This window comes from Nocardia sp. NPDC051929, assembly GCF_044548645.1.
In the GTDB taxonomy this organism is placed as follows: domain Bacteria; phylum Actinomycetota; class Actinomycetes; order Mycobacteriales; family Mycobacteriaceae; genus Nocardia; species Nocardia sichangensis.
In genome coordinates, this window is sequence record NZ_JBIUCG010000013.1 from 22020 (window position 1) to 33374 (window position 11355).

12 protein-coding genes are annotated in these 11355 nt (G+C 67.9%); 6 read left to right on the forward strand and 6 right to left on the reverse strand.

The features are described 5' to 3' along the window. Positions 1 to 60: 60 nt before the first annotated feature. Positions 61 to 1527 (reverse strand): MFS transporter, encoded by a 1467-nt coding sequence (locus tag ACIHAX_RS18450; protein ID WP_355073086.1) that lies wholly within the window; start codon positions 1525 to 1527, stop codon positions 61 to 63. An 85-nt stretch (positions 1528 to 1612) separates the two neighbouring features. Between ACIHAX_RS18450 and ACIHAX_RS18455 the strand changes: the two genes are divergently transcribed. Further along, positions 1613 to 2041: a MarR family transcriptional regulator gene (locus ACIHAX_RS18455; protein WP_356963355.1), complete on the forward strand. Its 429-nt coding sequence runs from the start codon at positions 1613 to 1615 to the stop codon at positions 2039 to 2041. Positions 2042 to 2065: 24 nt separating this feature from the next. Here ACIHAX_RS18455 and ACIHAX_RS18460 read toward each other — a convergent pair whose 3' ends face one another. Together ACIHAX_RS18460 and ACIHAX_RS18465 are read right to left on the reverse strand one after the other, a co-directional pair. Next, the gene (locus ACIHAX_RS18460) at positions 2066 to 2941 is read right to left on the reverse strand and encodes a helix-turn-helix domain-containing protein (RefSeq protein ID WP_397278653.1); all 876 of its coding nucleotides are present in this window, start codon (positions 2939 to 2941) and stop codon (positions 2066 to 2068) included. A gap of 203 nt (positions 2942 to 3144) precedes the next feature. Next, positions 3145 to 3708, reverse strand: coding sequence for a DUF4282 domain-containing protein (locus tag ACIHAX_RS18465; protein WP_397278655.1), 564 nt, complete (start codon positions 3706 to 3708; stop codon positions 3145 to 3147). 324 nt (positions 3709 to 4032) lie between these two features. Between ACIHAX_RS18465 and ACIHAX_RS18470 the strand changes: the two genes are divergently transcribed. The 3 genes from ACIHAX_RS18470 (at position 4033) to ACIHAX_RS18480 (ending at position 7792) form a co-directional block, all read left to right on the forward strand. Continuing rightward, positions 4033 to 4551 (forward strand): hypothetical protein, encoded by a 519-nt coding sequence (locus ACIHAX_RS18470; protein ID WP_355073094.1) that lies wholly within the window; start codon positions 4033 to 4035, stop codon positions 4549 to 4551. Between the two features lie 189 nt (positions 4552 to 4740). Continuing rightward, positions 4741 to 6927: a molybdopterin-dependent oxidoreductase gene (locus ACIHAX_RS18475; RefSeq protein WP_397278657.1), complete on the forward strand. Its 2187-nt coding sequence runs from the start codon at positions 4741 to 4743 to the stop codon at positions 6925 to 6927. A 232-nt stretch (positions 6928 to 7159) separates the two neighbouring features. Then, entirely contained in the window at positions 7160 to 7792 is a 633-nt protein-coding gene (locus ACIHAX_RS18480) for a pyridoxamine 5'-phosphate oxidase family protein (protein ID WP_364432936.1), read from the forward strand. Positions 7793 to 7862: 70 nt separating this feature from the next. Here the strand turns inward: ACIHAX_RS18480 and ACIHAX_RS18485 are convergent, their stop codons facing one another. Beyond that, positions 7863 to 8303, reverse strand: coding sequence for a MarR family transcriptional regulator (locus ACIHAX_RS18485; protein WP_355073100.1), 441 nt, complete (start codon positions 8301 to 8303; stop codon positions 7863 to 7865). 223 nt (positions 8304 to 8526) lie between these two features. On the opposite strand from ACIHAX_RS18485, the gene ACIHAX_RS18490 reads away from it, so the two are divergent. Next, entirely contained in the window at positions 8527 to 8742 is a 216-nt protein-coding gene (locus ACIHAX_RS18490; RefSeq protein WP_355073102.1) for a hypothetical protein, read from the forward strand. 101 nt (positions 8743 to 8843) lie between these two features. Here ACIHAX_RS18490 and ACIHAX_RS18495 read toward each other — a convergent pair whose 3' ends face one another. After that, a complete protein-coding gene (locus tag ACIHAX_RS18495) occupies positions 8844 to 9779 on the reverse strand; it encodes an AraC family transcriptional regulator (protein ID WP_397278661.1) in 936 nt (311 codons plus the stop codon). 178 nt (positions 9780 to 9957) lie between these two features. On the opposite strand from ACIHAX_RS18495, the gene ACIHAX_RS18500 reads away from it, so the two are divergent. After that, entirely contained in the window at positions 9958 to 10797 is an 840-nt protein-coding gene (locus ACIHAX_RS18500; protein ID WP_355073105.1) for an alpha/beta fold hydrolase, read from the forward strand. Position 10798: 1 nt separating this feature from the next. Here the strand turns inward: ACIHAX_RS18500 and ACIHAX_RS18505 are convergent, their stop codons facing one another. Then, positions 10799 to 11254 (reverse strand): GtrA family protein, encoded by a 456-nt coding sequence (locus ACIHAX_RS18505; RefSeq protein WP_355073107.1) that lies wholly within the window; start codon positions 11252 to 11254, stop codon positions 10799 to 10801. Positions 11255 to 11355 lie beyond the last annotated feature (101 nt).

Here is an 11355-nt window from a genome sequence, read left to right on the forward strand (position 1 = left end):
GGCCGCATAGCGCCGAGCGCCGCCACCCGATACGGGTGACAGCGCTCGGCGGCACGGCAGTCAGGCGACGAGTTCCAGTTCCTTCACCTCGTCCGCCGCCTGCTCCCGGCCGCGGAATCGCGGCACGAAGGCCAGCAGGGCGACCAGCGCGCCGACGATGGACACGCCCGCGGCGAACTCCAGACCGGGACGGTAGGTGTCGAGCATCCCGGCGGCCGAGATGTCGGCGTGTGCGCCGGAGGCGATGATCGCCGTGGTCACCGCGAGCACGATGGCCGCGCCGACCTGCATGGACGTCTGCAGCACGCCTGCGGCGAGACCCTGCTCCTCGTCATCGATGCCGTTGGTGGCCTGGATGTTGATGGCGGGGAAGCCGACCCACCCGATGCCGATGAGCAGCACCGCGGGCAGCAGCATGGTCAGGTAGGAGGGTGCGGTGTCCAACCGCAGGAACAGCAGGTAACCGACGGCCATCACGGTCATGGTCACCGCGATCACCGGCCCGGTGCCGAAACGATCGACGAGTCGGTCGGAGAAGAAGGCCGACAGCACGACCAGCAGACCGACCGGCAGCAGCGCCATGGCCAGCTTCAGCGGAGACCAACCGAGAGTGTCCTGCATGTACAGGGTCACGATGAACTGCCAGCTGAAGTAGGAGCCCGCCACCGCCACGATCGCGAGACTGGCCCGGACCAGCGAGGACTTGCGCAGGATCCCGAGGCGCACCAGCGGGTAGCGCACCCGCTTCTCCACCGCGACGAATCCGGCGAACAGCGCGGCGACCGCGACGAACGAACCGATGGTGCGCGCGGACGCCCACCCGGCTTCCGGCGCGGCGACCACGGTGTAGACCAGCAGCAGCATGGCGGCGGTGGACAGCAGCGCCCCGAACAGGTCGTGTCCGCCTTCCTCGGCCGGCTTGTCCTTGGGCACCAGCACGTAGGCCGCGGCCAGCGCGGCGAGCGCGATCGGCACCGGGAGCAGGAACGTCCAGCGCCAGCCGACGCCCGTCATCAGACCGCCGAACAGTAGGCCCATGGAGTAGCCGCCCGCGCCGAACACCGTGTAGATGGACAGCGCCTTGTTGCGGGCGGGGCCCTCGGCGAAGTTGGTGGTGATGATCGAAAGGCCGGTCGGTGCGGTGAACGCGGCGGCGAGGCCCTTGACGAAGCGGGTGAGGATCAGCAGCGGACCGGAGCTGACCAGACCGCCTGCCAGCGAGGCGACCGCGAAGACGGCGAGCGCGATCAGGAAGACCTTGCGCCGCCCGAGCAGGTCGGCGGTGCGGCCGCCGAGCAGCAGCAGACCGCCGTACCCGAGGACGTAACCGCTGACCAGCCATTGCAGGGTCGAGGTGGACAGATCGAGTTCCGTGCCGATGGACGGCAGCGCGACGCCGATCATCGAGACGTCGAGACCGTCGAGGAACAACACGATGCACAGCGTGATCAGCATGCCCCAGAGCCGGGCTGACCATCTGGTCGGATCGGTCGCCTGAGCGGCCGAGAGCGTTGCTGGTGAAGTCATGCGGGGAACATTACATGCGCACGCATTAAATGCCAACACATTTAATGCGGTTGCATGGACATGCCGTGCCCACTAAGATGGGGCCATGTCGAAGCCGACCACCGTGAGCACAGCCCGGCGCGCTCCCGCGCCGGCCGGGCTGGTTGGAGAGTGGCGCGAGCTGCTCGACCGACACGCGGCGGTGAGTTGTGCGCTCGAGAAAGCGCTCCAGAACGGTCATAACATCGGGCTCAGCGAATTCGAGACGCTGGACCGGCTGATCGACGCGAACTGTGGCGACTACCGGATGAGCGACCTCGCCAACGACATCTACCTCAGCCAGAGCGCGCTGTCGCGGGCCGTGGCACGGCTGGAGCGCGACGGCCTCGTTCAGCGCACCATGTGTGCGGAAGACCGCCGCGCCGTGTTCGTCTGCCTCACCGAGAAGGGCCGCGAGGTCTACGACCGGGCCCTGCCCACCCACCGGGCGGTATTGAGCGACACCTGGGAATTGCCGGGGCCGCCGAAGTGCTGATCAGCGCGGCCTGAAGCGTTTTACTCAGAGCGCTTTCCGTGCGTCCTCGATGCGCTCACGCGCGTCGATCGTCGCCGCCTCGATGCTCGCGAACGCCGCTCGGAAGCGCGCGATCTCGTGCTCCTTGTCCACGTAGACGGGTCCGGTGAACGTCTCCAGGTAGACCACCGGCGGTTCCGGCCGCTCGCCGGAACCCGCCTCGGCGAACTCCAACAGCACGAAACGACCCGACGCCATGCCGTCGTGATAGCCGCAATCCGCGGGCACCAGCCGGATCCGGACGTTCGGCAGCTGCGCTATGCGGAGCAGATGGTCGAGTTGCTCGGCGGTCACCGCCGGGCCGCCGATGCGCCGTCGCAGCACCGCCTCATCGATCAGCGCGTCCAGCCGCAGCGGCGCGTCGGCCCGGGTGACCAGGGTCTGCCGGGCCTGGCGCAAGCGCACCCGGCGGTCGATCTCATGCGCGGCCAACTCCGGGTGCGCCGCCGTGCACAGCGCGCGAGTGTAGCCCTCGGTTTGCAGCAGGCCGGGTAGGAGTTCGTTCTCGTAGGTGGACAGCCTGGTGGCCGCCTCTTCCAGCCCGATATAGACGTCGAAGCCCTCCGCGATCACGTCGCCGTAGGTGGTCCACCAGCCCTTGGCCTTCGTGTCGCGCGCCAACGCGCGCAGCGGTTCGAGCAGGTCGGGCGGCGCGCCGTAGACCTTGCACATCGCCTCGACATCGAGTCCGCGCAGCGAGGTCTGCCCGGTCTCGATCCGCCAGATCTTCGCCTCCGACCACTCCAACTGCTGCGCGGCCACCCGCGTGGTCATCCCGGCCCGGTTGCGCAGATCACGCAAATGCCTGCCGAGCTGCCGCCGCGGCATGGTCGATCCGGTCGTTCCCTGCGGTAAAGCCATGCTTCCCCCCTGTTCGCCCTGCACCGCGCGCACCGTGAACCATCCTCGGTCTGCGACGCGGCACGCCCTCGGACACCCGAGGTGGATGCCGGGTATCCGAACAGCATTGTTCACAGTGAAGCTCGCAGCGGTCACGGCGCGTGTCCCAGCCAGGCCGGTGGCCCCTGCGAGTCAAACTACTTCCGCATGACGCGATTTCGTCCCTACCTGCGCGGGTTTCGCTTGCGGAAGCGCCAGAATTGCACCGCCCGAACGTCTTCGGACAGCTGGTTGACCGGCTCGGCCACGTCCGACAACGCCTGGAACAGGTCGTCGGCCAACTCGCTGATGTGCTCCACCCTGGTCGCCAGACGCGAGGCGTTCACCAGGAACTCGAGCATCAGGCGCACGGCGGCGGCGATGGTCAGGCCGAGCGGCACGCCCAGCACCGCGGCGAGCACGCCGAGCACCGCGGACACCCGCCACGCCGATACCGTCAACGTGATGGGCACGGCGAAGGCGAACACCAGTCCCAGGATGTAGGCCAGCGGCAAGAGAGTGCCGGTGGCCGGGCGGTGGAACTGCACGTCGAGCAGGGCGCGCGCGGCCGCGGCGCTCCACTGCGCGAACGCGCGCGGGCTGCGGAACGGCTCGGCGGGCTGCTCTTCGCCGGGAGCGGACTTGGAGAACCGCTCGGCCGCCGACTCTTTCCACGTGATCCAGCGCGATTCGGCCTCGTACTCGTCGGCGTCCGCGGGCGCGCCGGGTCCGTTGGCTTCGTCACTCATGCCGGGTCCTCCTTCGAGCCTGACGCTCATGCCGAGAATCCTCCCTGTCCGAGGCGGGGGGATCCAGCCGGAAACACACGCCCCCGGTATGTTTTCGCACCCGCAACACCCATCACGCCCACCCCACAGCGATCTCACAGCTCCGGCGCAGCGAGTGGCCAGGTCCACGGCCGAAAGTAGCTGCGTGGCAAGCATGGCGAGCCACCTCGGGATGCCCGGCGATACCCGGACGAACCTTCCGGAAATGAGACGTAGGCGACACTCTGGAAATTCTTTCGGAGAACCCGTAACGCCCACGGCGTCCCCCGCCGATACGACCCATGAATGCAGGACCCAGAGATCTACCGGGGAATGGAGAAGACAGTGCGCACCACGTTTCCGACTTCCGTCACGGCGGCCGAGCTGACCGCCGCTGCGCAGGACTACAACCAGCGCGGGTGGACGGTCGCCGAAACGGCCAACGGTCTGAGCCTGATCACCGACGACGACCTGTCCGGCATCGAGGTCACCGGCGAGCTGGCCGGCGAGGTCCGCCGCTTCCTGCGGGCGAACAACCTGTCGGGTGCGGTTATCGAGATCCCGGGCACGGAGCGTCGCGAGATTCACCTGGTCACGGGCGTCCGCAAGGCGGCGATGGCGCTCGAGGCGCTGCGCGAGGCCGGAGCGACCGTGTACACCGACGGCGCGGGCATCCCGCTGCCGCCCACCCACCTCTCGGCCGGTTCGGCTTGCTGGGGCGTCGCGCCCGGCGAGGCCCGCTGGGTTCCGCCGGTCGTCGCGATCGCCGCGGCCGTGCGCGCCGCCACCACGTCGCGCCGCGCCAAGCTGACCATCGCCTGCTGAGCAACGCACCCCTGAGCGAGTTCACCTGCTGATCGCGGGCCGGGCCCGCGCTACCCGGCCTGTTTGCGACCGGTATCCGTCCCGGCGCTCCGGATCCCCACCCCGGAGCGCTGCCGGGTACCGGTCGTTCGGCGTCGCCGATATCAAGCGTTCTCTTTTCAGTTCCACTGTCGAACGCGAAGATGGGGTATGGCCCCGATCACGCAATCGCGCAATCTGCTGCGGACCTGCCCGCTCTGTGAGGCGGTCTGCGGCCTGGAAATCACCCTGGATCCCGACGACCACGTGACCTCGGTCCGCGGCGACCGCAGTGATCCCTTCAGCAAAGGCTTCATCTGCCCGAAGGGAGCCAGCTTCGGTCATCTCGACGAGGACCCGGACCGGGTGACCGACCCGCTGATTCGTGACCGCGCTACCGGTGCCTGGCGCACCGTGACCTGGGACGAAGCCTTCGATTACATCGCCGAGCGGTTCCCCGCCGTCGTGGCCGAGCACGGAACCCAGTCGGCAGCGGCCTACTTGGGCAATCCCAACGCGCACACCGTGGCGGGCACGCTGTACGTACCGGCGTTGCTACGCGCGCTGGGCACCAAGAACATCTACTCCGCCAGCACCGCCGATCAAATGCCCAAGCAGGTGGCCAGTGGGCTGATGTTCGGCGATCCGCTCACCGTGCCGGTGCCCGACCTCGACCGCACCGATTACCTGCTGATGCTGGGGGCCAATCCGCTGGAATCGAACGGTTCGCTGTGCACCGCACCGGATTTCCCGGGCAGGCTGAAGGCGCTGCGTGGCAGAGGCGGCCGTTTCGTGGTGGTCGATCCGCGGGTCACCCGCACCGCGAAACTCGCCGACGAGCACCTGTTCATCCGGCCGGGCAGCGATGCGTACCTGCTGTTCGGCATCGTGCACACGCTCTTCGCCGAGCAATTGACCGATCTGCGCGTCGAGGTGACCGGCCTGGACGAATTGCGCACGGCCGCCGCCACGTTCGACCCGGAGACGGTCGCGGCCCGCACCGGCGTACCGGCGTCCACGGTCGTGCGGCTCGCCCGTGAGCTCGCGGCGGCGCCGTCCGCCGCGGTGTACGCCCGTATCGGCACGTGCACCGCCGAATTCGGCACCATCACGCAGTGGCTCGTCGACGCGATCAACGCGCTCACCGGCAACCTCGACTCCCCCGGCGGCGCGATGTTCGCCACCGCCGCGGCCGGCGGCATCCCCCGCACCAAGCCGTTCCGCGCCGGGCGCTGGACCAGTCGAGTCCGCCGGCTGCCCGAGGCGATGGGCGAGCTGCCCGTCGCGACGCTCGCCGACGAGATCACCACGCCGGGCGAAGGGCAGATCCGTGCCCTGGTGACGGTCGCGGGCAATCCGGTGCTGTCCGCGCCGAGCGGCGCGCGTCTGGACGAGGCCTTCGCCCAGCTCGAGTTCATGGTGAGCGTGGACCGGTACGTGAACGAGACCACCAGGCACGCGGATGTGATCTTGCCTCCCCCGCGTCCGACGCAATCCCCGCACTACGACTTCGCGCTGCTGCAATTCGCCGTGCGCAACTACACGCGCTACTCGCGCCCGCTGGTGCCGCTGGGTGACCGGCCTTCCGAACCCGCCGTCCTGGCTCGCCTCGCCGCCGCGCTGACCGGCAGGCCGCACGACGGCTCCGACGGGATCGATCCGCTCACCGCCGTGGACGAACTCGTCATCGCGGGGATGCTGCACAAGGCCGGTTTCCCCGAACGGCGCGGCGACCTGATCGGCGAGAACAGCACCGAGCAGCGCATCGACCTGATGCTGCGCCTCGGGCCGTACGGCGAATGGAACGGCGGCACACTCAATCTGCGAGTGCTCTTGGACAACCCGCACGGTATCGACCTGGGTCCGTTGCAGCCGCGCCTGCCGGGCGCGCTGCGTACGGCGAGCGGGCGGGTGGACCTGGCCCCGCAGCCGCTGCTGGACGACGTGGCACGGATGCGGGCGCGCCTGGCCGACGCCGCGCCGGAGATCGTGCTGATCGGACGGCGGCAGCTGCGGTCGAACAACAGCTGGATGCACAACATCTCGACGCTGGTGAGCGGATCGAATCGGTGCACGTTGCATATCAATCCGGCCGATGTGGAGCGACTGGGGCTGGGGGACGAGGCGGTGGTGAAATCGGCCGCCGGAACGCTGACGGTCCCGCTGGAGCCGACCGAGGCCATCATGCCCGGGGTGGTCAGCCTGCCGCACGGGTGGGGCCACGCCGACAGCGCGCAGACCGTGGCCCGCACGCACGCGGGCGTCAATGCCAATGTGCTCACCGATGATTCGGTGGTCGACGCGCCCTCCGGCAACGCCGTGTTCAACGGCGTTCCGGTGACACTGACTCCGGCCTGACATCTCTCCAACCGATCCCGCAAATCCCGACCGGCCGGATATTATTCCGGCCGGTCGGCTTTTAGCTAACCGTCGGAAATACTTGCGCCGCAGCCGAATCAGGGGCATTCTCGACGGGGATTTCGACGTTTTGCCGCGTGGATCTCATCTAAAATGGACGCGATCTCGAGACGACCGCGGTTCAACGTCGAGCCTGGTGTAACCCGCATTCCGGCGACCGGAGGGGGCTGCGATGCCCGGTGGACACAGTGGCAGCGACGGAGAGCGTGAGCTGCAAGAACGGTACGGAACAGCAGATCGAGCACAGCGCTTCTACGATGATCAGGTGCTCGACCGGCTCAATCCGACGATGATAGATTTCATCGGCCGGATGGATATGGCGTTCATCGCCACAGCCGACGAACACGGCGAATGCGACTCGAGTTTCCGCGCCGGACTGCCCGGTTTCCTCCATGTGATAGACGACCGCACGATCGCCTATCCGGAATACCGCGGCAACGGCGTCATGGCGAGTCTCGGCAATATCCTGGAGAATCCGCACGTCGGGATTCTGCTCATCGATTTCGTGCGCGACCTCATCGGACTGCACATCAACGGCTCGGCCCGCATCGTCTCCGACCCGGCACTTCGCACCACCGTGCCCGACCTGCCCGTCAACCACAAAGGCCGCGCCGCGGAGCAGTGGGTGGTGGTCGATGTGCAAGAGGCATACATCCACTGCCGCAAGCACATCCCACACCTGATCCCCGCCCCGCGCGAACAACGCGAGTGGGGCACCGACAACATTCGCGCCAAAGGCGGCGACTACTTCGGGGCGAAGGCGGAGAAACGCGAGCTGGCCGACACGACGATCAGCGGCTCCTGAAGGGCGTGGCGCGGCGGATCACCGGCTGCGGCGAGGTTTGCCGGGCGCCGCCAGCGGTGGACCAGGCCCGTCAACCCCGCTGATGGTGCGCGAGCAGGCGGGTGAGCAGGCGGGTCAGATCGTTTCTGTCCTCGGCCGATAGCGGTCCGAGCAGGTCGTCTTGCACCTTCTCGAGCGCTTGATCCATGCGCCGCAGTTGCCCCTTGCCCGCCTCGGTGAGGGTCACGATATTGCGCCTTCGGTCGTCCGGGTCCGGCGTTCGCTCGACGAAACCCTGGCCGGCCAGTTCGTTGATCGCCGCCACCACGTCGCTGCGGTCCATGTTGCACCGGCGCCCGAGCTCGGCCTGGCTCGCCGCCCCGAACTCGTCCAGCGCGGCCAGAATGCGGTAGTGGTACCCACGCGCACCCACCTCGCCGAAGCTGTCGGACGCCAACCGGTGGGCGTGCACGGCCAACTGGGTGACCAGCCAACTCGGCTTCGCGGCCAGGCGCGCGGGTGTCTCCTCCACAACAGCCACCATACATCGTTGGCACAGCCAATCAATCAGCCTGCCCGCGAGCGGCACATCATCGAGACCTCTCTCGGGCAATGCCACAGCCGTGTGCCTGGCCGACAGCGAGGTCTAATTGCTTGGTGCTCAACATACTTCGTAACGTCGGGGTAATTGCTGCCGATCAGTCGGTTGTGCGGCACTACGAGCCGCCATCCACAACCACGGAAGAGGCCACCTGATGAAGAAGCTTGTCGTCGTCACCGCCGTGATCGCAGGACTCGTCGTTCCGGTGGGCTCGGCCGCCGCGGAACCTGTCGCCGCACCTGTCTCCACACCCGTCGCCACGATCTCGGCCGTGACCCCGGTGGGTTCCTGGTCGGAGGATCTGTTCTGCGCCGTCATCAAATTCCTGAAGGGCGGCTGGGCAGGCCGTCCCACCGACTGCTCGTTCTGACCGGCTGAGCGCGATTCCTCGACTCGAACCTCTCTCGACTGATCAATTCGGGGCGAGGCTTGGGCCACCGCTCCGCGGATCCGAGAAGCGCCCGGACGCCGTCAACGAGATCGTACGTCCTGCGGGGTGACCCCGAATCGTGCCTTGAACGCGGAGCCGAAGGCGCTGAGGGAGCGGAAGCCGCTGGCGTAGGCGATTTCGGCGACCGTGCGGTCGGAGGAAGATTCGCGCAGGCGGCGGTGGGCGCGGTCGAGCCGCGCGCCGCGGATCAGCTCGCTCGGTGTCGTGCCGGTGTGATGCAAGGCCAGTTGGACCTGGCGCAGTGACCAACCGAGGCTTCGTGCGATCTCGATCGGAGTCAGATCGGGATCGTCGGCGTGCCGGAGCACGTGGTCACGAACCGCGGTGTCCACCGTGGCCAGCACGGTCGGCATCGCGGCGCGGCGGCGCAGGCAGAGGCGGAGCAGATCGATGATCGTGTCGCAGGCGGCGGCGAACTCGGGACCGTCGACAGTCGCACGCTGCTCTCCGAGTTCGCTGATCAGGCCTGAGACGACCGCGCCCAAGCCCTCGCGCAGGTCGATCAGCGCAGGTCCCGCGCCGACTTCGAGCGGCAGAGCGCCCGCGGGGACGTTCATCACCCACCCGCGCGCAGCGAGGGGCTGGCCGAAGTCGACGGGACGCGTCTTGGTGACGACCGCGCCGTACCCCGGCAACACCTGGGCGGTGGCGTCGTCCTGTCGGAGCCGCACTTCTCCGTCGGTCGCGATCATCACCCTCAGACCCTCATCGCCGTCACGCCGGATATCCGCACGGGATCTGGAATAGACGATGCTGTCCGACCAGAAGTCGATCAGCTGATAGCCCGCGTATCGCTGCACGGCCATCGCTCCTCGGAACGACGACGGACTGGCGAAACGGCACTGCAAGGTGCCCTGATTACGACCGACGTGCTCGGCCCAGAGGTCGGCCGACTCCCGGGGCAGGACCGCGCCGGTATCGACCCGCCCCACGAAATACGGCTCGGCGACCGACACCAGCAACCTCCCAGACCGACGTGCGCGTTTCCGTCAGACCCGTGCACGGATCAGGTCGAGCGCGCAGCGGTCCACGCTTAACGTGAGTCCCGATCGTACAGATCACAGACCAGGACACCGGCGTTTCACCGTGTGCGGGAACATGCGACGCAGATCGGCCGCCCGCTCACTGCAAGGAATGAGCACAGTCATGGACCGCAGGCATATTCATCTACCGACTCGGCTGGGGCTGCTGCATGTCGTCCTGACCGGCAGCGGCGATCCGATCGTGATGTGGCCGAGCCTTCTCATGGACGCTGCCCTCTGGGACGCCCAAGTGAACCATTTGGCCCGGGATTTCCTGACCATCGCGGTCGACCCGCCCGGGCACGGGCGGTCCAGCCGCCTCGAACGACCCTTCACCTTCGACGAGTGCGCGGCGTGCGTCGCCGACATCCTCGATCAGCTGGAACTACCGAAGACCCATTTCCTCGGGAACTCCTGGGGCGCCATGATCGGCGGCACCTTCGCCGCCGGTTTCCCTGACCGCGTCGAATCCGCGATCCTGATGAACGGCACGGCGTCATCGGCCCCGCTCGCCCAGCGGGCGCAGTACCGGATGCTGCTGATGGCGGTCCGGATACTCGGCGGGATTCGCCCGCCGCTCACCGGATCGGTGGTCCGGGCATTTCTCGGTCCGACGACCGAACGCACGCGCCCGCAGGTCGTCCGACAGGTTCTCGACGTCGCCCGCCGCAATGATCCGGCGTCGCTCGTGCACGCCGTCCGATCCGTGGTGACCGACCGCCCGGACCAGCGGCGCCTCTTCTCCTCGATCACCTGCCCCACGCTGGTCATCGGAGGCCGCGAGGACCGCACCTTCCCCGTGCCCGAGCTCGAGGTCATGGCCGACGCCATCCCCGGCTCGCGGCTCGTGGTCCTCGACGGAGCCGCACACCTCGCGGCCGCGGAGGTCCCCGACGAAGTGAATCGTCTGGTCGGCGCCTTCCTGGCCGACCACGCCGCGACGAGCGGATAACTCAGCGGAGCTTGAAGATCACCAAGCGTTGGACGATGAAGTTGATGACGGTCGCGGTGCCCTGGGCGACGACGAAGGCAAGCGGCTGGCGCCACCACTCGTCGGCCAGCGAGAAGTACAGCAGGTTGTTGATGCCGACCTGCACCGCGAAGGTCACCGCGTAGAGAACGACCACCGCGAGGAAGCGGATGCGGCTGGGCGGAGCCTGGAAGGTCCAGCGGCGGTTGATCAGGTAAGCCGTTGTGGTGCCCGCCACGAAGCTGATCGACTTGGCGACGCCGACCGGGAGACCGACCAGGTTCAGCAGCAGGCTGTAGAGCCCGTAGTCGACGACGGCCGAGAACCCGCCGGTGAGGGTGAACCGGATGATCTGCGTCTTGAGGTCGACCTCGGTGCCGCCGGGCTCGTCGACCAGGGGCAACTCGGCCGGAAGCGGCAGTTGGGGTTCGGCTTGCACGCCGACGAGCGTAGCGCCGGACCGGGTTGGGCACTCATTTCGGTTCTAAACCGACGTGTTCGTCACTACCCATGGGTAGAGCGACCGCGTCCCCATCTGCC

Coding starts and splice junctions, on each gene's coding strand:
- ACIHAX_RS18450 (WP_355073086.1), bottom strand. CDS start 1,527: ATGACTTCACCAGCAACGCTCTCGGCCGCTCAGGCGACCGATCCGACC.
- ACIHAX_RS18455 (WP_356963355.1), top strand. CDS start 1,613: ATGTCGAAGCCGACCACCGTGAGCACAGCCCGGCGCGCTCCCGCGCCG.
- ACIHAX_RS18460 (WP_397278653.1), bottom strand. CDS start 2,941: ATGGCTTTACCGCAGGGAACGACCGGATCGACCATGCCGCGGCGGCAG.
- ACIHAX_RS18465 (WP_397278655.1), bottom strand. CDS start 3,708: ATGAGTGACGAAGCCAACGGACCCGGCGCGCCCGCGGACGCCGACGAG.
- ACIHAX_RS18470 (WP_355073094.1), top strand. CDS start 4,033: ATGCAGGACCCAGAGATCTACCGGGGAATGGAGAAGACAGTGCGCACC.
- ACIHAX_RS18475 (WP_397278657.1), top strand. CDS start 4,741: ATGGCCCCGATCACGCAATCGCGCAATCTGCTGCGGACCTGCCCGCTC.
- ACIHAX_RS18480 (WP_364432936.1), top strand. CDS start 7,160: ATGCCCGGTGGACACAGTGGCAGCGACGGAGAGCGTGAGCTGCAAGAA.
- ACIHAX_RS18490 (WP_355073102.1), top strand. CDS start 8,527: ATGAAGAAGCTTGTCGTCGTCACCGCCGTGATCGCAGGACTCGTCGTT.
- ACIHAX_RS18500 (WP_355073105.1), top strand. CDS start 9,958: ATGAGCACAGTCATGGACCGCAGGCATATTCATCTACCGACTCGGCTG.